Consider the following 21729-nt stretch of genomic DNA (forward strand, 5'->3'; position numbering starts at 1 on the left):
ATGCACTATTTCTCATCGCCCGTTACCTTAATAACTCGTCGGATTGTCTGCGACGAATTGAACAGCGTCTGCGAACGCATCGCATGCCGCCTTGCAGGCCGATTGACTGCCCGTTAAGCAATGCACCACCGAAGTTGGTTTCGGAAGGTGGTCCGAAGAAAGCGGCAATTGTCACATCTGCGGCCTTCAGTGCTGCATCAAGTGCATACATTGCTTCAAGTGGAGGAGCGATTAAGTAAGCGATCGCTTCTCCTTCCTTGATGCCTGCTGTCTCGGATAAGTGCGTTCCTGTACGGGATACACAGTGAGCGAAATACGTAATGCTGTTATCTTCATTTGCACTCACGAAATGCGCCCCGCTCTCGATGAAATCCGCAACGGCGCTCATGCCGCTGCGCACTTCTTCTGGATTGGGTCCTGCCAGAATACCAATGACCTCGCCTGCAAGCTTCGTTGAAGCATTGGCCGATCCGGCATACATGCTTTTTGCATAGACAACATCTACGGCTGCTGCTTTTGTCGCTTCATCCAATGCCACGTACGTGACATCATCAATGTCAGCAGTAATAATACCTAAGCTCTTATGGTGCGGCTTCAGCTCCAGCTTGCTTGCCATATCCAGGCTTACGTTGGAAATGAGCTTCATGCCGAGCACCGTTGCATGAATCGGTTCGTTTCTCATACGTGCCTTCCTCCTTGCGATAGCTTATAAATTGCGTGTTCAACATGTCGTGATTAGTGAACGACATTGGAATGAACGCTACAGTTTCAAATCAATACCTGATGCTTTGCGGTCAATCATCGTTTTGATCAGTTCCGCAATATGCGCGCCAGCTTCAACTGCAGGCGTACCGCCTGAGTGAATGTTGGAGATAACCGTACGTCTCGCTTCAGGCATACCTACCGTCGGCTTATAAGCGATGTAGGCACTCATTGATTCAGCGGTAACCAATCCTGGACGTTCGCCAACGAGCAGACACACGACATCCGCTTCTGTTACATCGCCAATGACATCCATGGAAGGAACGCGGCAATGCTTAACAAACAAGATATTGCCGACTTCGTAACCATACATCTTCAGACCTTGTGTAATGGATGGAATGATGTCGCGCAAATTCGCTTCAATCGCAGCAGAACTTAAGCCATCGCCAACCATAATCTGAACTTTCGCTTGATTGGTCGTACGCTGTTTAATCGTCGCAATCGTCTCATCCGAGAATTGGCGTCCCAAGTCAGGGCGCGTAATATATTCATCCTTGTCCCGACATTTTGTCGCAATCGGCACAAGATTCATTTCCTTTACGAAGTCCTCAGACACGTAGGAGAACACGGCATCTTGTGCTGCAGCATGGTCAGCACGGAAGCGCAGCGACGTAATTGTCTTGTATCGTGGGCCTGCACGCCATACGCCAAGGCGTGCAGGTGTTTTTTCTTTCATTTTCAAGTAGCCTTCGCGATCTTCTGGATCCGGTACAAGCAGCAGCTTGCGCAGATCGATATCTGTAATATCATCCAGACATTCGCCATCGTCCAGTTGCTCTTCTGCAGGCATGGTGGCTTGTACCAGCCCACCTACGGCAGACTCCGTTTTTCCCTCTTGCGGAGCAGTCACTTCCACTGCCTTCGTGACGACTTCCTTCACTGCTTCTGCAGCCGGCACCGTCTCGTTTCCTACCATTTCGTTCAATATCGACTCAATCATCGATTTTAGATCTTTTTCGTTCATGTGAGCTTCCTCCTTTCCCTACTTAAGAAACACGGATGCGTCTCCGGCTTTTTTCGTCAACTTGCCATTTTCAATGAAGCCCATCTTCTCCATCCATTGTTCGAACTCGCGGATTGGACGCAAGCCAAGCAATTCACGCAGCGTCGCGGTTTCATGATAGCCCGTTGTCTGATAGTTAAGCATGACATCATCGCCATGCGGGATACCCATGAAGAAGTTACAACCTGCTGTAGATAAGAGCACAGCCAAGTTCTCCAAGTCATTCTGGTCAGCCTTCATATGGTTCGTGTAACAAGCATCACAACCCATGGAGACGCCTGTCAGCTTGCCCATGAAGTGATCTTCCAAGCCGGCGCGAACGACTTGCTTCGCATCGTACAGATACTCAGGCCCGATGAATCCAACAACAGTATTGACAAGGAACGGATTGTATTTCTTCGCAAAACCGTAGCAGCGTGCTTCCATCGTCACCTGGTCAATGCCGTGATGGGCTTCGGAAGAGAGCTCCGAGCCTTGTCCTGTCTCGAAGTACATGACGTCTGGCCCTGCTACTTGCCCGTGCTGCAAGACAAGCTGCTGCGCTTCCGCAATCGTGTCGGCATTGAAGCCGAATGCTTCATTCCCTTTTTGAGAGCCGGCGATCGATTGGAAGATAAGTCCTGTCGGCGCGCCGCGCTTCACCGCTTCCATTTGCGTGGTAACGTGAGCCAATACACATGTTTGTGTTGGAATCTCCCACTTCTGACGGAACTCCTCGAATCGCTTCAATACACGCGTTACACTCTCTACAGAGTCGTCAACCGGATTGAGACCAAGTACGGCGTCACCGATACCAAAGGTCAAGCCTTCCATAAGGGATGCCATAATGCCGTCTGGATCATCCGTTGGGTGATTCGGCTGCAAACGTGCGGACAACGTACCTGCACGACCAATCGTCGTATTGGCAGTAGCCTCAATGCGAATTTTCTTCGCACCGTACATCAGGTCAAGGTTGGACATAATTTTCGCAACTGCTGCAATCATTTCGGCTGTCAACCCGCGAGATACGCGCTTGATGTCAGATTCAGTCGTGTTCTCATTCAAGATCCACTCCCGCAGCTCTTCAACGGTCCAGTTTTGAATTTCATTGTAAATGCGCTCATTAACCCCATCTTGGATAATGCGGGTAACCTCATCTACCTCGTAAGGAACGGCTGGATTGTTGCGCAGATCCGACAGCTTAATTTGGGAGAGCACTACCTTCGCAGCTACACGCTCTTCGGACGAAGTAGCACCCAGCCCAGCCAGTGTATCCCCTGATTTTTCCTCGTTTGCTTTTGCCATAACTTCCATAAGGTTGCTGAACTGATACACGCGGCCAAACAACTTCGTTTTTAAAATCACAAAAGCTCCTCCTTCCAACTCAATATCAATTTGTCTTAATAATTTCCCCTAATGAAATACGAGGGTTTTAATGACGACTGGCAATACCTTGCCATTCGCAATCGGTTTGCCGATATCGATATAGTCACCGTTATCAACCACAACACTATCGATGCAGACAACATCCTTCTTGTAGTCAAGCAAGGCGTACAGCGTCTGTCCCAGCACCTTCGCCATGTCGTGATGAACGATCACGATGAGGGGATAATCCCGCTCAAGCAGCTCGGACATGCCTTGATACAGCCCTTGCGCATATTTCTGAACCTCCAGGAAGCTGGGGCTCTTTTTCCCTTCCAATGCGATCGCAACCCGCTGCAGATCATTGTTCAGCTTGAACCAATTCAGCTTGTCGGCAATCGCCTGCGCCAGAGTCTCACTGCTTCCCGACTCATCTGCCGAAGAAAGCTTCAGAATCGGAATATTCTTAATCGGGAAGCTCTCTTCCGTGTACGTAATCGTGCTGCCGCTAATTTCCGTCGTATGAGACCCTGCTCCAACTACGGTTGCTCGGATGGTCTCAGCTGATCTCGCCACTGTCATCTGCGTCGTAAGTGGAGATGCTGCGATGGCCCGGCCGAGCAAGATGCCGATGTCACCGTACTGGAACACATCGCCCGTCGCCTCTTCATAAATGTAGTCCGCGACGCCACCGGAGAAAGAAATGCACGGAATCGAACGCTCCAGCTTGATCCCTTTGTTCGTGATGATCGTGTCATAGAAGTCACCGGGCTGCCTCAGGCCAACGCTCTCTTCGAGCAGCTTGACCATCTCTCCGATAATCGGCTCCAAGTCGGCTGGAGTAACTTGCTGACCGAGTGCGAGCTTAATGCCTCTCTGCTCTGCCAGCTGCTTAATTTTCGGTGCAATGTACGTCACTTCATGTGTGGCTTGATCCACCTTAATGAGCCGTCCACCGATATCAAGACAGCCTGTATCGATGAGATCGCCGCTAGCGAATAGCGCCAGATTGCTCGTACCGCCGCCAATATCGATATTGACGATGGAAGTCGAATGCTCCTTGGAATACGTATGGGCACCTGCACCTTTCGCAGCGATAATGCTCTCCAGATCCGGACCGGCCGTCGCAACTACGAAATCTCCAGCGAAACCGCTTAGCGACAGAACCGCTTCGTTGGCATTGTCTTTGCGAGCTGTTTCCCCCGTAATAATAACCGCACCTGTCTGAATATCTTCCTTGCGAATGCCAGCCTTCTCATACTGTTCTTCAATAAACACCTGTATCTGCTGCATATCGATGCGATTGTCCTCCATTACAGGCGTGAAGCAAATATCGCTTCGATATACAACTTCTTTGTCCGTAATGACCAATCGCGGCACTGTGAAGGAAGATGCCATGTTCTGAATGTGAAGCTTAGATAACACAATCTGTGTCGTAGAAGTCCCCATATCGATGCCTACACTCAGCAATTGTTCTTCCACTTTCCTCACCCCCACCGATTGATTTCCGTTTAACTCCACTGGGCATAGTTCCTGAATCGCATTGTGGTAACATTCGAACAACACCATTCGAACAAAAAAGGCTTAAAGCACCACTTCCGATTCACACCGGATATGGTTGACTTTAAGCCTCTTTGCTTCTAAAACTACGCCCTTGTAGTTCGAATATTTATTTTTTGAACGTAAATGTAACAGCCGTGCCTTTATCACTTGATGCAATCGTGAGCTTCCCTTTCAGCTTATCCTTCACATAGCTGCGAACAATCGATAGCCCTAAGCTCTTGCGAGAAGCTTCTTCTACCACGAATCCTGTTCCGTTGTCTGCAACAACGACGGTAACAAGACCTCCTTCGACTTGCGCCTTGATCGTGATTTCACCTTCTGTACAATCCCCGAACGCATGCTCATAGCTATTGTGCAGCAGCTCACTTACAATCAGCGCGATATCTACGGTACGATCACTATCTAAGCAAATACTGTCTGTTGATGAGATGTTCACTTTGATAGCATGACAATGGACGAAGCAGCGCTCAATATTTGATGCAATGAGCCGTATGACATCGAGCAGATCTACCTGTGCATCGATTTCCGTCGATAGCAGTTCATGAGTAGCCGCAATTGCCAATACCCGACTGACACTGTCATCCAGACATTTCTTAGCCTCAGGGCTCTTGCACTGTCGGCCTTGAATGCGCAGCAGGGATGCAACCGTCTGCAAATTGTTCTTCACTCGATGGTGAATTTCACGAATGGCTACCGACTTCGAGATGATCTCTGCTTCCTTGTCCTTAATCTCGGTTACATCGTGCAGAATGACGCCTACGCATAGATCCTTCTCCTCAATGAATAGCCGCTTCACTTGGAAGTATCGGCCTGCAGCCTTCACATCTGTCGTCAATGGACAACATGGTGAAGATGAATGCTGCTTCATCACCTCGGAGAACATCGTCTGATCGAGCGACAAATTGTCATAATGCAAGCCCTGTATATCCTCCAAATAGCCAAGTTGTCTATAATACGCATCCGCCTGCTTATTTTTGAGCTTCAAAAATCCATGCTTGTCAAACACGAGAACAGCGTCCTCCAACTGATTGATAAGCGAATCTTTGAAGCGAAGCATAGCCGTCAGCATAGAAGACATCTCGCCATCTTCATACGGCGCTCCCGCCATATTGAAATGAGCTTGAATATTGTCACTCACATCTTTTTCATAAATGACAACTGCAATGACGCCATCTTGATTTTTCATCGGATATACCGTCTGCCGAACAAGATGATTCTCCTGCGTGTTGGCGACGAGACCTTGCGACATAATGCCAGTCTCTAGTGTTCTCAGAACGCCTGGCTCATTCTCGCGCAGTGCCTTTTCTCCCGTAACTGGACGCTCATACAAGGACTGTCGTTCACTCGGACGGCGATGATAGACGACGATAGCCTCGTTCGATACACTGGACAGTACATCAATGAACACATCGTCTTGCACCTCGGTATGTTCAAAAGACTCCGCAATTTCGCATATCCACGCTATATCCGCTTCAGACAACCCCGTATGAAGTCTGCACAGCTGCTTGATTCGTTCTTTGAAATCAATCATAGGACATGACGATCGTGGTTGCGATTTCCATCATCGGACATCGTCTATCCATACTTAATTTGCGCAGGGTTTGATAGGCTTCCTCTTCGGTATAGCCATTTTCCTTCATCAAGATCCCTTTCGCCTTCTCCACTGCTTTGCGCTCTTCCATCTTCTGCGTCAGCTTCGATAGATTCTGTTCCAGCTTGCGTATCTCTTTGCCTTTGGCAATGGTCACTTCCACCATAGGAATGAACGACTTTTCATCAAGCGGCTTTACCAGATAGCCAAGCGCACCGACAGCCGAGGCTTTCTCGATAGTCTGCTTGTCGCTGAAGGCGGTCAGGAGAATGATTCCTCCTGCCAGCTGCTCTGATAAGATTCGTTTACTAGCCTTGAGCCCATCGAGGATAGGCATTTGAACATCCATGATGACGAGGTCAGGCAGATGCTTCTTACATAATTCGATGGCTTCAAATCCATCGGAAGCTTCGCCTACTACATTGTAGTCCGCCTCTTCGAGCATCTCACGAATATCCATTCTTGTAATAGGTTCATCGTCGACTATTACAATTTTTCCATTCATGTGTCATGCACCTCATTGTCTGCCGTTATTTGCTTGTCTATTGGTATTGCGCCTCTTGAAATAGAATCAGCCGTTTACGCTTCCAAGTAATGCTGAAGCGCCTCCACTCCCACATTCTCTATTGTCGAGACTTCGAATATCTGTTCCACACCAGCCGCTTGCAGATGAGCTCTCGCTTGTGCGATTTGCTCCTGCGATTCGGCCAGTTCCACCTTCGTCACCACACCGATGACCGGCTTGGCGAATACAGTTGCAAAGGCGGGTGGAAAGTAGCTATCTTCCTTCGTGCAATCTTGCACAAGCCCGATTACGTCAGCATCTACGCTCGATACGAGCAGCATCTTGTACAAATATCGGTTCTCGATGCACTCGCCCGGCGTATCGATTGCTTGGTCGAAGCTTTCTATCGCTTGCGCCTTTTTATAGGCAATTTCTTGACCATGCAGCCATTGGCACAGTGTCGTCTTGCCAGAACCGGTACTCCCGGCGAAAATAATTTTTCTCATCAGCTTCTTCACCTACGTTCTCGTTATGTTCGCAGCAGTTGAGAAGCCTAAAATATTTTGCAATCCAAACAGCACTTCACTTATGGCGGATTCGACAGAGGATACATCGCCTGTAATGACGAGTGATCCGCTGAAGCGATCGACGAAGCCAATCTGTACGCCAGCCGCCTTCGTCGCGATATCCGCTGCAATAATGGACGCCTCACTTGGTGTTATCGTCATGACTCCGATTGAATCATGTGCGTCATTCCCTAATCCCAGCTTCTTATAGATATCTGGATTCGGATTCGCGATAATATGAGCCAGCGTGACCTGTTTACCAGGCACATACTCTTGAATAACGCGTTGTTTCTCAGTGTGTTGCTCCATACCATCATCTCACTCTCATGTCAGAAACACGTGAAATTGCTGTAAAAAAACATAAAAGCCCCTTAAAAGTTCGCACAGGAATTTTAAGAAGCCTCTTTGCTTGGTTTTGTATGCAACACGCCGTTGTGTTACCTTTACTATATTTTAATACTGCAAACGTTGTCAATACACATTCAGACAAAATTCGACGCAAACCTACGATTGAAACATTTTGTTCAAAATTTCAGCCACATCTCTAGTTGTTGGTACACGAGGATTCGTCGCTGTACAGCCATCTTTCAACGCGCCTTCGGCAATCGACTCCCTCATTTCATCCAGCAGCGCCCGTTCAATTCCGCATTCCTTTAGCGTCTGCGGCATCTGCAATTGCTTCTGCAGCTGCTTGATAGCTTGCACCAAGCTGCGTACACCGCTCTTCGGATTCGGTGCGGATAGACCCAAGCTCTTCGCGATTTCTGCATAGCGAACCGCTGCAGATGTGCTCTCTTCCCTGCCATAGCCTGGCTTATAATTCGCATTGAATTCAATAACATGCGGGAGCAGCATTGCATTCATGCGGCCATGCGCAATTTTGAATTTGGCTCCTGCGACATGCGCAATCCCATGGTTAAGCCCGAGCGAAGTAATATTAAATGCCATTCCCGCAATACAGGAGGCATTATGCATCTTCTCACGTGCTTCTAGATCCCCGCCATCCTTATATGCACGTGGCAAGTAAGCAAACACCAGCTTAATTGCCTTCTCGGCAAGCGCATCGGATATATCATTCGCTTTTGTAGACACATAAGCTTCAATCGCATGCGTCAATACATCCATTCCGGTATCTGCCGTAATGAAGTCCGGCACACTCTTGACCAGCTCCGGATCCAATATCGCCTCTTGCGGCAGCATCTCATCGGATACAAGTGGGTATTTGATATTTTTCTGCTTGTCACTAATCACAGAGAACGAAGTCACTTCTGATCCTGTTCCGCTTGTTGTTGGAATCGCGACAAACGGAATCTCCTGCTGGTTCAGCAGCTTCTGCGCAAACAGCTTCATCGCCTTAGCCGCATCAATCGCAGACCCACCGCCAATTGCAATAATTAAATCTGTGTTGAACGCACCCAATGCCTCAACACCTTCGGTTACGATTTCAACAGGAGGATCGGGTACGATATTGCTGAAAATGTATTGCTCATTGCTCTCATGAAGCCGATCGAATACCATGTTGATCATCCCTGATTTAACCATGAATGGATCGGTAACGATGAAAATCCGCTTATTACGCCATTCCATCAGACGATCCAGTGCGCCATGCCCCATATAGAGATCGGCTTTGATCGAAAGTTTATCCACGTAAAGCACCTCCAACGAGTAGTTGCAACAAAAAAAGAGGCCTCTCAAAGGGATAGATCCCTTCAAAAAGCCTCTTTGCTTGTTATGTCGTGTGCACGCCATTGTGCAACTTATCATTCAATTATCATCTATACTGTACATCGTAACGCAAACATGCGTCAACCTCAATAGGGTCGAGTTCATCATTACGACATATCTCTGTAAGAAAAAGTTGGGACATACACGTCATTGTGCATCTGATTCTTCTTCGTTGAAGAATGTCCCGCTTGCCTCGCTTGTACAACTTCGTATATTCGGCGGCGACCACCAGGCAACTCGACTGCGTTGTCGACTGCCTTCGAAAAATATAAAAAAGCCTAGTGAGGCGCAATCGTCACTAGACTTGTAAACCAGTCACTTTCGCCTCGAAATGACTGGCCTGGCAAAGTTACTAGACAAAAGACCTGACTTAAGACCGAGCATTCGGCCTATTACAGTGGCGGGACCGTGTTGGATTTGCACCAAACTTCCATTGTCTATAACTTCTTCTGTTGTGCATGACGTGAATGGTCGTCCATTCGACATTTATTATAGCACAAACGATCTGAAGCGCAATATGAAAAAAGATAAAAGTTGAGGATCGAAATCGTTAAGAGTGATTTGCCCGGCAATATGTCCCGGCAGATGTGAAGCGGCCCTGCCCTTTGAGATAACTATCGAAAAATTGTACTAGAATATGATTCATCGTTTCAAGACAGTAATAGGGATCAATCTCTGCCACCCTGCCGCCCTGCAGCATATTGGATATTAGCGGGGAAATGAGGGACAGGTCGGTAAGACTCAAATGCTCCGCTCCTTGGAAATGGACGGTATGCACTACTTTACCTTTTTATCAATAACCTTGTTAGCTGCATAAGGAGATTTGCTGTTGCGCTGTAGGAGCTGTACCCACACAGCGTCAGAATAGATATTAAGAAGCGGAGTTGTATAGGTCTGGTTGCTTGCCGCAAAATCATCGGTCTCCTTGTTGTATACGAGCTCGCCAATCATTGGGGCATCGATATTGACAACGGCGCCAACATCATCACGCTCCCTGCCAAGCATCGTGCTTGCCGCTCCACCCATAGAGTGTCCGAACAGACCTATTTTGTGGGTATTCACCAGTTGATACGCCTTGTCACTGCTCGTTTTTGTTTTTCCTAAAATCGTATCGATTACAAAATTCATGTCATCCGTACGGAGCTTCATCCATTTTTGATTAAGCCCATAGGTCTGCTCTACCGTGTATGTTCCCTTGTTGGCACCAAAGACTTCCTGCATATATCCCTGATCGATGAACGCCCTGTTTCCGTCCTCGGACTCCGTATAAAAAGAATGATACGGATGATCAATAGAGCATACTACGTACCCGTGGCTCGCAAGCTCCATATAGGCTGAATAATTGCTTTCTTTGCTGCCGAATGCACCAGGAGAGAATACCAACAGCGGATAGGTACCATCTGCCTGTTCAGGATACCAAAACTCAACATTAACGTGCCGATTTTCTCCTGTATCTGTAAATTGTTCGATACGATTTTTGTCAACATAGGTGTATGTTGCGGTTGCGACTTGATATTTCCCCGTAACAGGTAGCAAATGATACTGCGGGAATACGAGAGCAGGAATTATAGCGATGACGACGAGCATAAGCATAGCAATAGCATTTCTGATAACGCGGCTGCTTTTATATTCTTTGTGCTCCTCTTTGCTGCGTATGAGCGTCCACACTCCAAGAAGCGCCCAGACAAACAGCAACAATCCAAGTCCCATCCAACGGAAGCTCCACTCGATGACCGAAGCCAGTGTGAAAATTAGGAATGCTGCAAACGCGCCAATCCTTATTATGGCTTTAATTTTTTTCTGATATGACTTTGTACAAATGCGGAATACTGCAAATGCTACTTCACAAACAACAGCAATAATCAATATGATGTTTCCTATCATCCAAATCCAAGCCCCCTCTGCTTCATTCGTGCAGCATCAGCATACATAACGATTGGTGCAGAGTAAATATGAACGACACTATGCTGTATGAATAACAAAGTAAGCTGTAAAAAAGACGAGGTAAGCTGCTGCCTCCCGTCTTATTGTTCTTCATCATTTTTTAGTTTTTGTAGCTTCTCGTTGATTTCCATTGCGACCTTCCTGTCACTGCTCCATTCAAGCCAACGGACAAGCAGGGAGATAATTGCGATTTCAAATGCGAGTATCATTGTGTTAACTACTCCCGTTACCCAACCCATCCAATTCGTGAAAATAAGCAGCACTACTTCCAAGATCACAAAATGGATCAAAATTCGCAACCGCATTCCCTTTTCGCTTGTATCATCAGCAGAATAATAGAACAAAGGACTTGGCAAGACACCCACCAAAGCGCATATCATGATTGCGTATATATGATGGAAACCGAGAGAAAATATCGAAGCATCCGAGCCGTCTACCCATATATTTAGATGATTCAGCAGGGTGATGAATATGACAATGCCTGCAAATACAAGCAAGTAATTTCTTACAAAGCTTTTTACAATCTCTGAAACATTCATGTTCGTCCCTCCCTATAGACCAAGCATCGATTTCAGAATCGGCACATATTGACGCGACACCATAACCGTCTCTCCATTATCCATTCTCGCCTCGAACCTGCCGCTGATGGACGGCTTGATGTACGATATTTTCGCGATATTGAGAATGCTTGATTTCGATGCGCGGAAAAACTTCTTCCCCTCAACTATCTGTTCGAGCTCGTAAAGCTTCTGTTTGGCTTCAAACACCTTATCCTTGCAATACATAAATACCTTGTTATCCACCGATTCAAAATAGTACACATCGCTGAGCTTGATTTGGTGAATCGTATCCTCCTGAAAGCCCATAAGCATCTTGTTTTTCAGTTTTATCCGTTGTATCAGACTCATGATTTCATCAGTGACTTCATGACATCGTATAATAATTTCTTCTTCCTTCTGAATATCGATTTCTTCGATTGATATTTTCATAACTATTGTTTTTCACCGCCTATTTTGCCCTTTTGTCGGTCATCGCTACTTTTTCATTTCCTTACACCAAACTCACTCTACTAAGTATAATTGTGGTTCATAAAATTGGAAATATATTTTGAAAAACGCTTGATAAATGAAAAAAAGCGTGCCGCTCAATTAAGAGGACACGCTCGCTTTTTCGGTTACAGCAGCACTTCGGTAACCAACTTACCTGTTATGAAATTAAATATTATTGAATTTCGAGCTTGTAACGTACATCCTCATCGGCAAATTTATACACATACAAATGATACCGGCCAGGCTCTGCCTCGACTTGACCCTTCATCCAATTTCCGTCCATATCAATAGGATACAGAACCTGCTCGTTATCTCCCTCGCGGTACAACACCCAATTTACGTGTTCGCCCTGCTGCTTTTCCAATCCAATGTTCAACGAGGTTGGCTTGTCCAAGTCAATCATGAACACATCCTGCTGGTCGTCTCCTTCAAGCGTTCCATTTACCGTCCGGCCTACTGGAACCGGCCCGTTTGCCATGTCAGGCGCATCATTCGGTTCAGTCTCCTCAAATAAAGACACCTCTGATTCAGGCTGTTGCTGCGCTTCCGACTTAACAGACAGACGATACGACTGATCTCCTTCTGTTGCCGCATATACGTGCAAATAATAGGTTCCCGGCTCCGAAACAGATATAGAGCCAGCTAAGCTGTTCCCTTCCCTTTTAGTCGGATAGGCCTGATAATTGTTCGGGTCAGACTCATGGAATAGTACCCAAGCTACTCCAAGTTCTTGCGCCGATTCCAATTCGATCGCCCATTCCCCTGCCTGCTTCGCGTCAAAACGATAAATATCCAGCGCATCCTTATTGCTCAATTTACCGGAAATCGTTTTTCCTGTATCGTCGAGGCGAACAGCTGTCTTCCATGTGTCGTTTGGCTCACGATCCGCAGTGTCTTTTTGATCGCCGTCTTTATCCCCATTGTTGCCTTCGTTGCCGTTTCCAGGATTGGTGCCGCCGTCCGGCAATTCTACATCCCCGCCGTCTGCACCTTCTGGAAGCTTGCCATTGAACACAACATCATAAACGAAATTGCCTTCATCATTAACACGATAATTAGTAAAGTATGCCGTAAGCGTCTTGTATCCGTTCCATGGTTTGTCTGATAAAGCTTGCAGGAAGCCATCCGTCAACTTGTTCATCGTCTGCCAATCTTGTTCTACTCCTGCAGAAGCACCCCCGACATAAGTGCCGCGCAGCTCGTACGATTTGAACAAGCCAGAATTACTTTTCTTAACGCTTCTGTTGCTCAGTCCAGCCAAGTTCGTGATCTCATCGTAGATTTCAAGTTCCGGCTTCGGCTCTACTGCTTGCAAATAGTCGTCTGACACAAGCGGTACCGATAATTTGTCATAGCGTGCAACCTTCTCTTCAATGGAGCGTTGATACGATTCGTTCAAGCGCGCATCACCGCTTATGGATTCGAGCTGCTGCTCATAAGCATCCCCATCATTGTTCCGGATCGCACGATGAATCCGATCCATAGCCGTGAAATCATGATGATATAAATAATCGTATAGTGCAAAAGAATAATTATAAAATTGCCATGATCCATATTTCGAGTTTACGGTATCCGATACAGTGTAGCGCTGCCCTGGCTCGTCAGCAACCAAATAGCCGACAACCGACTTGCGGGGCTGAATACCCTCCATTCGCGTGGCGCCAGCGAAGAATTCGGCTCCACCTTCATCGAACCATTGCATGCGCCCGCCTTTATACAACGGACCTTGGCCAAACTGGCCCGGCACCTCAAAGCGTGCTTGCAAATAATGGGTGAACTCGTGCCGGAACAACTCCTCCAAACTATAAATACTTTGATCTTCCGTACGATCATACGTAAAGAAGGTACCGACCCCTTCGATGTAAATACCGCCGTTTTCCGTGTCGTACCCGTACAAGAACTTGTTCATCTTGTATTCATCTGGACTGTTATAAATGACGATCGTAAGCACATCGTCCGGATTTCCCACCTCTAACGGCTTATCATTGCCGATGACCCGGTGGAATTGAGCCTTCACTTCTTTCGCCGCCCAATATAGGCGTTGAAGCTGCTCTTGGGTCAATTGGCCCCCCGCCCGGATCACAAACTGACCGTCATCGAACTCAACTCGCTGCGGCAGATAATGTTCTTTCCCGCGCTTCTTCAGTTCGTCTATATCAACCCGGTTGCCGTAAGCGTCCTTCTCATCGTAATTCCGTGCAATCTGATCAGCTGCTACAAAATAGAGCTCCCCAAGCTTCGGCTTCGTCTGCATCACGTTCGTCAGCACCCGGTTCGCTTTCTGCGGGTCGCTATGATAATGCCCAAGTGCGCCAGAATAGTAAATCGCATTGCTGGTCAGCCATTGCTTATCCTCTGCTGTGGAACCTTCGCTCCCCAAACGGAATAATTGCTCCAAATATCCGTCGATGTTGCCCTTGAATTCGGCCTTCTGATCCGGCTCAATCATACGATACATCAGAACATACCCAACACCCTGGATTACGTCGTAGAAGGCCTTTCCAGACAAGAAATTACCACCCAATTGCTCTTGGCGATCAGTAAAGTCTGACAATAACCCGGTCAACCGGTTGACGATATACGTATCGACCGTGACGTTAGAAATCAGTCTGCCCGTTGCCGAAATAACGGAATGCTGAACTTCATTTCCCCAAGTAAAGGACGGATTATCAACAATCGCCTTCATGGCAGGCAGCATTTTCTCACGGAACTCCAGCTCATTAAGGCGACTCAGCTCCTTATTGTAATACCCCAGGTACACACCGGAACGAAGTACCTCTATCAGCGTTGGAATGCCTTGCATATCCTCGGTCGTAAATCGTTTTCCGCTCTCCTCCAGCCGATCAATGATCGCTTGCATGCGATTTTCGTCCGAATAAAAACGCCGAGTATCCTCATTCAATTTGAACAACTCAGGAATCTTTGCCCAATCAATGCTTACGAGCAGATCTGTAAGCTCCTCATACGACAGTGCATTCAAATCGGCCATGCTGTATGTCGACTGTTTGCTTATGCTCTTCAAAGCCCGGGCAGGCGGCTCCGGGATCCCTGGATCTTCAGACTGTTCTGCCATCGGCAGCCTTCCTTCGGTATCAAGCGGCAAATCAGATACAGAAGGATCTTGACTTGCGATTACATTGTGAATTCCAGATTGAACTGCATCTTCGCGAACCTGCAATCCTCGCTCCTGAGCCCCTGCGAAGCCCGCTGTACTCCCCGTCGCGACAGTGGCCGCCAATAGAATTGAAGTCCACTTCATCCAGGCTTGTTGTTTCATCTGCTGTTTCTTCTGTTGTTTCTTCTGTTTTTTCGTCAGTTGTTTCACCTGTTGTTTCATCTGCAGTTATCCCCCATGTGTGTATTGGTGTACGTTCACGATTGATGAACGATAAACCTAATATCGGCGTCACACAGAGCTACAGTCATGCAGCTTTATTCCTGTTTTTCTTTCTGCATAGAACTTTAGAACCAACAAGTTCTTCCCAAAATTAGGACGAAGACCATGCATATTCGTATCTCGGAAACCTTTACAAGGGCGCTTTCACCCATTTCATCATGATTGTCGAATTTTGCTAATAATAACGAAACCACTCTAAAATAGTTGACACAAATTCAGTCCTCTTTTCATATAACTAGAGAAAACACCCAATGAATAAATCGTAAATTTTTGGAATTTAAGAGGTGTTTTATCTTTTTTTAGCAAAAATAATGGGCAGCTCTCCGCTGCCCTATCGATAATTATGTCAAGTTTTTACAGTAAATTCGTTTATAACCACCTTCCAGCAGCGGCGCTGATTCTACAAACTCCCAACCTTGTCTCTCGTAAAATCCAATATGATTCGTGTTCAAGTATAAATTATCATATCCGAGCCGCTTTGCCTCTTGTACAACATAATGTTCAAGCGCAGCCGCGACTCCTTGTCCCCTTGCTGCTTCCTTCACATACAAGCTCGCCAGCCATGGGTACAAATCTTGACGACACTTAAAATCATTCATCCACAGCGATACCGTACCTACAGGATGCTCGTCCAGCAAAGCCACGAACGTCATCGGTACACGGTCGACATGGACATGATGTTCTGTCGCATATTTGATCGCTTCGTACGGCTTATCGCTTGCCCATTGCTGCCACAGCCAACGACTCACCTGTTCCAGTAAATCCATTCGGTCTTTCAAATTAATAATTTGCAGCAAGATCGTATTCCCCTTCCCTTTTTACGAATTCACAAGTTGTAATGGATTCATTTGTTTCCTTTGTCGTAGCCCTATTTTCCGTTATCGTACCAAATCTACGAATACACGGACAACCCATATTTTAGCGACAACTATATCGATGTGATTCAAAAGAAGAAGGAAAAAATGGATTGACCCAATAAAAACCAGTGTGTTATGCTCCGTAGCAATAAGATTGAAAGGGTGACCTCACGCCAATGATCTACTAATCCGATTCCACATAAGAAAACATCGTATTTTACGACTTTTCTGGATAGGATTAGTGTGGGCTTTTTGACCATAACGAACGGACATTTACTGGCTTTTGCATGTATGCGGAGCAGTGTGTCTTTGTGTTCGCATGTCTGCCTCCTATCCAGCACTTTATGGATAAGGAGGTTTTTTGGTTTCTACAACTTGCTAGAACATCATCATTCATGTGGTGCAGTCCATCAGTAAGGAGGCTTTCGTATGGTTACCTTTCTCAAAAACAACAAAATACTCGCAATATTAATGCTCAATATATTTATTGTGATGGTTGGTGTTGGCTTGATTACGCCCATCCTGCCTGAACTGATCATCGAATTCGACGCAAACGGCCAAGCGATGGGATTGCTAGTTGCCGCTTACGGCATTACTCAATTCCTGCTGTCCCCGCTTACAGGCAGCCTGTCTGATCGATATGGAAGAAAAACGTTTATTCTTGCCGGGCTTGTTATTTTCAGTGCTGCGAAGCTATTGTTCGCCGTTGGTGATGCGTTATGGATGCTGTATGCCTCAAGGCTCCTGGAGGGGGTCTCAGCAGCTCTGATTGTTCCGCCTATGATGGCCTACGTAGCGGATATTACTACTACCGACGAACGTGCGAGAGGCAATAGCTTGCTCGCCGCAGCCATGTCCTTCGGATTTGTAGTCGGGCCTGGATTAGGTGGATTCCTTGCCGGCTTTGGAACGAGAGCTCCGCTCTATACCGCCGCGGGTGCAGCCATTGCCGCAACTCTCTTTTCCATCATATTCTTGCCTGAAAGCCTGTCGAAGCAGCAGATGGAAACGGCTCGGGCGGCTGTCACGAAGAAAGAATCAATATTCAAGCTTTATGCCAAATCACTCACATCCAAATATGCGATGTTCTTCATCCTTGTAATGATAATGACCTTCGGGCTCACCAATTATGAATCCGTGCTTGGCTTATATGTAACAAACCGATTCCAATTCACGCCGCAGCATATTGCCATGATTCTTACTACCGGTGCAATCATCGGCGTGGGCATGCAAGCCTTACTAGTGGCCAAAATCATTAAGTCATTCGGTGAAACGAAGGTAATCAAGGGCTCTCTTCTCTTGACTTCAACTGCCTATATCGTACTTCTACTCGCTGCCCATTTTTGGAGCATATTCCTTGTCACTTCCGTCATTTTTTTTGCGACCTCTATGCTTCGTCCAGCCCTGAATACGCAATTATCCAAGATGACAGGGAATGAACAAGGGTATGTAGCCGGCATGAATAATGCTTACATGAGCGTTGGGAATATTCTTGGACCGACTATGGCTGGCTTCTTGTATGATGCGAATATGTTCGCTCCATTCATAGCTGGCTGCTGCATTTCTTTTCATTGCTTTTTTGATGATAGTTAGATGGAAGTGATTTCAATGACACATTTAGAGGAAAGAAAAAATCCCGCGTCCGTGCTCGGACGCGGGATTTTTTTTCTCATTTCATTTTCCAACTGGTAACTTTAACAACCGCTTCGTCGGCGTTCTTTAGGTCTGCTTTCCCCATATCCCACAGCTGGCTCCATTGCTTTACACGGTTCTTGCCATTAGGCGGCTTATTGTATTGATTCGTATCTACAATTTTTGTTCTCTCATCATAAAATTTCTTCATAAATGTCTTCTCGTCGGTACTTTTACCTGAACGGGACAACACGCCTTCAAGTGTTCCAGAATCTCCAGTTGCGCCCTGATTTAAGGCTGTATCGACAAAGGAACCGATCGTCAGAGCAGAATTGAAACCACGTTTGCGCGCTTGCTCCACGCTGTATTTTATGTAAACCTTATAGAAGGTTTGCCACATTGCCTCTCTCCATGCATCATTGTTTTGCAATTTTTTGATTTTGCCGCAGAACACTTTTTCGCTATCCTTAATTTTCAATATTGATCCTTTCATTGATCCATTAACACCAATTCGGGACAAGCCCCCTTCAACCGAAGGATTGGAAGCACCACTGGCAGCGTCGAATTCCTTGAACAAGGTCGGGCCGTCCGGGTGCTTGTCGTTGTCTCCCCCTGTCGTGGCTCCGAATATTCCGATTGTATACCCTCGATCATCATCAATATCCTCGCAGTACCCATAGTACTCGATCCATTTAAGTGAGTCCTGCTCGGGTTTGTTAATGAGCTTCATAATATTGTCCCACTGCTCGCCATCAAGTCCTGTATTGGCTCGAAGGAACTTTAGCGTTTTCGGTGAAAAATTGTCATCGTGAGAGCTTGCAGCAGAAGCCTTCGATGGAAGAAGAGCACTTATTCCGGACATGGAAACAAGTAAAGAAAATGAGAACAGGACGACCAGTAATTTTGTTCTTTTCATAATTGGCTTTTCGTTGTACAAACCATTAACACCTCCAAATATAATGGATTAATGCGATACTTCAAGCGATACTTCAAACGAAATTCCATCTCCTTCCTTCAAATATGATGCAATGTTGCTTGATTTACTGTTACTCTTCGGCATGCTACCCCTGATAAGTATGAAACTACATCAAAAACAATTCTTTACTTATTTGTGAAATATGGAAAAAGACGGGAGATAAAAATCCCCCGTCTTCTACATGCAGCCGTTATTCTTCATTACACTAATTCGCTTCCACCTGTGGAACGACGGCTTGATGCAGTGCGATGTCGAGCTCCGCTGCATATTGATTACGCTGTTCTTCCGTCCAGCCGAACGCAGAAGCCATGTAAGCAATGACCGGCTGCTTCCAATCCCGTACCCACTGGATGTTAAAGAAGAGTGCACCCGTACGGCGAATGAAGAAATCCACCGGCTTCAACGTCATTTCCTCTTCGATGGCATATACGAGCGGGACAAGCACCTCTAGCGGAAGACCGCTTCGTTCCGTCTTGCTCTGATATTGATCCGCCAGGTCGAAGATTACATCCACATTTGAGCCATACATACGTGCCCATCGCTTGGCTAGTGACCCATCAAGTCCATTTCGTATGCCTTCATTCATTTTGCTCTCCACGAAGCTCGGGAAATCGGTCGAGCCACCTACATGCCCGCCTGATATGGGCATCTGCTTCGTCATTGCAGCTGTAAACGCAATTCCTTCTTCTTGGCTGAGCAACTTCATGACCAAATCAACGATCATTTCAGCCATTTTGCGATATCCAGTCAGTTTGCCGCCTGCAATCGTGATCAATCCTGAAGGGGATTGCCAAATCTCATCCCTCCGAGAAATCTCGGATGCATTTTTCCCTTCCTCATAGATAAGCGGTCTTACTCCTGCCCAGCTCGATTCAACATCATCTGCGGTAAGCTGGAGCGAAGGGAACATATAATGAATCGCCTTCATGATATAGTCACGGTCTTCCTTCGTCATGACAGGTTGAATCGGGTCTGCCTTATAGAACGTATCCGTTGTACCTACATACGTTTTCCCGTCGCGCGGAATTGCGAATACCATTCGGCCATCCGGCGTGTCGAAGTAAATCGCTTGCTTGAGCGGAAACTTCGACTGATCGATGACGAGATGCACCCCTTTGGATAATTGAAGATGCTTGCCTGTCTTCGAATGATCCTTATTACGAAGCTCATCAACCCAAGGGCCTGCCGCATTGATAATTTTCTTGGCACGGAATTCGAACGCTTCTCCATCCAATTGATCAACAACACGGACGCCAACAATTTTTCCGTTTTCATACAAAAACGAATCTACCTTCATATAGTTCAGAGCCATGGCTCCATTCCGAACGGCTTCCTTCATGACTTCAATTGTCAATCGCGCGTCGTCGGTTCGATATTCTACATAATAACCGCCACCCAAGAGCCCTTCCTGCTTCAACAGCGGCTCACGGCTAAGCGTCTCTTGTTCCGACAGCATGCGGCGTCGCTCGCTGCGCTTAACACCTGCTAGAAAGTCGTAAACACGCAAGCCGATACCAGTGCTGAATTTGCCGAACGTTCCGCCGCGATGAAGCGGAAGCAGCATCCATTCTGGTGTTGTTACATGCGGTCCATTCTCATATACAATGGCGCGCTCCTTGCCGACTTCAGCTACCGTCTTCACATCAAATTGCTTCAAGTAGCGGAGACCGCCATGCACTAGCTTCGTTGAACGACAAGACGTCCCTGCGGCGAAGTCCTGCATCTCGAATAGTGCAGTTCTCAATCCCCTCGTTGTCGCATCCAACGAAATCCCTGCGCCCGTAATCCCTCCTCCAATAACGATCACGTCAAGCGGCTTCTGACCCATTGCTTGTACGATAGATTTGCGCTTCTTAGCGGAAAAAACAGTTGTCATATGATAACCCCCCTCGTCGTAAAGACGGCATGAAAAGTAAGTACTCGCTAATGCTCACATCGAAAACAAAAAAACCGCAATAACACTAAAGTCATAGACTAAGTGCAATTGCGGTTCTCAATTCTCCAACCGAATTTAAATATTAACTTATTTAAAATTGTAGCATATTCGTGCTCTTATTTAAATACTTTTGTTGCCTCAATGGCTTTGCCCCAGCCGGAATACAAGGCATTGCGACGTTCTTCCTGCATGGACGGTGTAAAGGTACGATCAATGCTCCATTGCGCCGCTATCTCGTCCCGGTCGCTCCAGTATCCCACAGCCAAACCGGCAAGGTATGCCGCGCCTAGTGCAGTTGTTTCAAATACTTGCGGGCATTCCACCGGTACGCCCAGCATGTCGCTCTGGAACTGCATCAGGAAATTGTTCTGAATTGCTCCTCCATCCACACGCAGCTTTGTCAGCTTGATGGACGAATCGGCCTCCATCGCAGTCAATACGTCTTTCGTTTGATAAGCGAGCGATTCCAATGTTGCGCGGATGAAGTGTTCTTTCGAAGTGCCGCGCGTCAGGCCGAAGATCGCGCCTTTCACCTCGCTGTCCCAGTACGGCGTACCCAATCCGACGAAGGCTGGAACGACATACACGCCGTCTGTTGACTCCACCTTGCTTGCATACAGCTCACTATCCTTGGATTCCTTGATCATGCGCAAGCCATCGCGAAGCCATTGAATAGCGGAACCTGCAACGAATACGCTTCCTTCCAGCGCATACTCTACTTTGCCGTCTATCCCCCAAGCGATCGTCGTTAGCAGCCCATGCGAGGATTTCACAGCCTGTTCGCCAGTATTCATCAACATGAAGCAGCCTGTGCCATACGTATTTTTGGCCATGCCCTGCTGGAAACATGCTTGACCGAACAGTGCCGCCTGTTGATCTCCC

18 protein-coding genes, 1 pseudogene and 1 riboswitch are annotated in these 21729 nt (G+C 46.9%); of the genes and pseudogenes, 1 reads left to right on the forward strand and 18 read right to left on the reverse strand.

The window, feature by feature from the left end:
- Nucleotides 1–27 precede the first annotated feature (27 nt).
- From eutL to AZ66_RS14045, 15 genes and pseudogenes are all read right to left on the reverse strand, one after another.
- A pseudogene (gene eutL, locus AZ66_RS13980) lies at nucleotides 28–682 on the reverse strand (ethanolamine utilization microcompartment protein EutL).
- Nucleotides 683–760: 78 nt separating this feature from the next.
- Entirely contained in the window at nucleotides 761–1726 is a 966-nt protein-coding gene (gene eutC / locus AZ66_RS13985) for an ethanolamine ammonia-lyase subunit EutC (RefSeq protein ID WP_044355399.1), read from the reverse strand.
- A gap of 18 nt (nucleotides 1727–1744) precedes the next feature.
- Complete coding sequence (locus AZ66_RS13990; protein WP_044355400.1) at nucleotides 1745–3109, reverse strand: ethanolamine ammonia-lyase subunit EutB; 1365 nt, start codon at nucleotides 3107–3109, stop codon at nucleotides 1745–1747.
- Nucleotides 3110–3157: 48 nt separating this feature from the next.
- Nucleotides 3158–4588 carry an ethanolamine ammonia-lyase reactivating factor EutA gene (gene eutA, locus AZ66_RS13995; RefSeq protein ID WP_044355401.1) on the reverse strand — a complete coding sequence of 477 codons (1431 nt, stop codon included), beginning with the start codon at nucleotides 4586–4588 and terminating at the stop codon, nucleotides 3158–3160.
- Between the two features lie 187 nt (nucleotides 4589–4775).
- A complete protein-coding gene (locus AZ66_RS14000; RefSeq protein ID WP_021257971.1) occupies nucleotides 4776–6200 on the reverse strand; it encodes a sensor histidine kinase in 1425 nt (474 codons plus the stop codon).
- A complete protein-coding gene (locus tag AZ66_RS14005) occupies nucleotides 6193–6765 on the reverse strand; it encodes an ANTAR domain-containing response regulator (protein WP_021252537.1) in 573 nt (190 codons plus the stop codon). The genes AZ66_RS14000 and AZ66_RS14005 overlap by 8 nt, the downstream gene beginning before the upstream one ends.
- Before the next feature lie 74 nt (nucleotides 6766–6839).
- A complete protein-coding gene (locus tag AZ66_RS14010) occupies nucleotides 6840–7271 on the reverse strand; it encodes a EutP/PduV family microcompartment system protein (protein WP_044355410.1) in 432 nt (143 codons plus the stop codon).
- 12 nt (nucleotides 7272–7283) lie between these two features.
- Nucleotides 7284–7640, reverse strand: a complete 357-nt coding sequence (locus AZ66_RS14015; protein ID WP_021252539.1) for a BMC domain-containing protein — start codon at nucleotides 7638–7640, stop codon at nucleotides 7284–7286.
- Nucleotides 7641–7835: 195 nt separating this feature from the next.
- The gene (locus tag AZ66_RS14020) at nucleotides 7836–8978 is read right to left on the reverse strand and encodes a 1-propanol dehydrogenase PduQ (protein ID WP_044355402.1); all 1143 of its coding nucleotides are present in this window, start codon (nucleotides 8976–8978) and stop codon (nucleotides 7836–7838) included.
- Between the two features lie 384 nt (nucleotides 8979–9362).
- A riboswitch (adenosylcobalamin (AdoCbl) riboswitch) is annotated at nucleotides 9363–9514 on the reverse strand.
- Between the two features lie 92 nt (nucleotides 9515–9606).
- The gene (locus AZ66_RS32650) at nucleotides 9607–9801 is read right to left on the reverse strand and encodes a hypothetical protein (protein WP_231586871.1); all 195 of its coding nucleotides are present in this window, start codon (nucleotides 9799–9801) and stop codon (nucleotides 9607–9609) included.
- Nucleotides 9802–9833: 32 nt separating this feature from the next.
- Nucleotides 9834–10940 carry an alpha/beta hydrolase family protein gene (locus AZ66_RS14025; protein ID WP_052648515.1) on the reverse strand — a complete coding sequence of 369 codons (1107 nt, stop codon included), beginning with the start codon at nucleotides 10938–10940 and terminating at the stop codon, nucleotides 9834–9836.
- Nucleotides 10941–11080: 140 nt separating this feature from the next.
- Nucleotides 11081–11539 (reverse strand): DUF3021 family protein, encoded by a 459-nt coding sequence (locus AZ66_RS14030; RefSeq protein ID WP_021257974.1) that lies wholly within the window; start codon nucleotides 11537–11539, stop codon nucleotides 11081–11083.
- Nucleotides 11540–11551: 12 nt separating this feature from the next.
- A complete protein-coding gene (locus tag AZ66_RS14035; protein ID WP_021257975.1) occupies nucleotides 11552–11989 on the reverse strand; it encodes a LytTR family DNA-binding domain-containing protein in 438 nt (145 codons plus the stop codon).
- Between the two features lie 232 nt (nucleotides 11990–12221).
- Nucleotides 12222–15386, reverse strand: coding sequence for a collagenase (locus AZ66_RS14040; RefSeq protein WP_231586872.1), 3165 nt, complete (start codon nucleotides 15384–15386; stop codon nucleotides 12222–12224).
- A 401-nt stretch (nucleotides 15387–15787) separates the two neighbouring features.
- Nucleotides 15788–16243, reverse strand: coding sequence for a GNAT family N-acetyltransferase (locus AZ66_RS14045; protein ID WP_044355404.1), 456 nt, complete (start codon nucleotides 16241–16243; stop codon nucleotides 15788–15790).
- 489 nt (nucleotides 16244–16732) lie between these two features.
- Here AZ66_RS14045 and AZ66_RS14050 point away from each other — a divergent pair, with 489 nt between their 5' ends.
- Complete coding sequence (locus tag AZ66_RS14050) at nucleotides 16733–17896, forward strand: MFS transporter (RefSeq protein WP_044355405.1); 1164 nt, start codon at nucleotides 16733–16735, stop codon at nucleotides 17894–17896.
- A 76-nt stretch (nucleotides 17897–17972) separates the two neighbouring features.
- On the opposite strand, the gene AZ66_RS14055 is transcribed toward AZ66_RS14050, so the two are convergent.
- From AZ66_RS14055 to AZ66_RS14065, 3 genes are all read right to left on the reverse strand, one after another.
- The gene (locus AZ66_RS14055; RefSeq protein WP_044355406.1) at nucleotides 17973–18872 is read right to left on the reverse strand and encodes a chitosanase; all 900 of its coding nucleotides are present in this window, start codon (nucleotides 18870–18872) and stop codon (nucleotides 17973–17975) included.
- 244 nt (nucleotides 18873–19116) lie between these two features.
- The gene (locus AZ66_RS14060; protein ID WP_044355407.1) at nucleotides 19117–20787 is read right to left on the reverse strand and encodes a glycerol-3-phosphate dehydrogenase/oxidase; all 1671 of its coding nucleotides are present in this window, start codon (nucleotides 20785–20787) and stop codon (nucleotides 19117–19119) included.
- A 176-nt stretch (nucleotides 20788–20963) separates the two neighbouring features.
- A partial coding sequence (locus AZ66_RS14065) for an FGGY-family carbohydrate kinase (protein ID WP_044355409.1) occupies nucleotides 20964–21729 on the reverse strand: 766 nt, incomplete at its 5' end.

The organism is Paenibacillus sp. E194 (genome assembly GCF_000935845.1).
Classification (GTDB): Bacteria; Bacillota; Bacilli; order Paenibacillales; family Paenibacillaceae; genus Paenibacillus_B; species Paenibacillus_B alvei_B.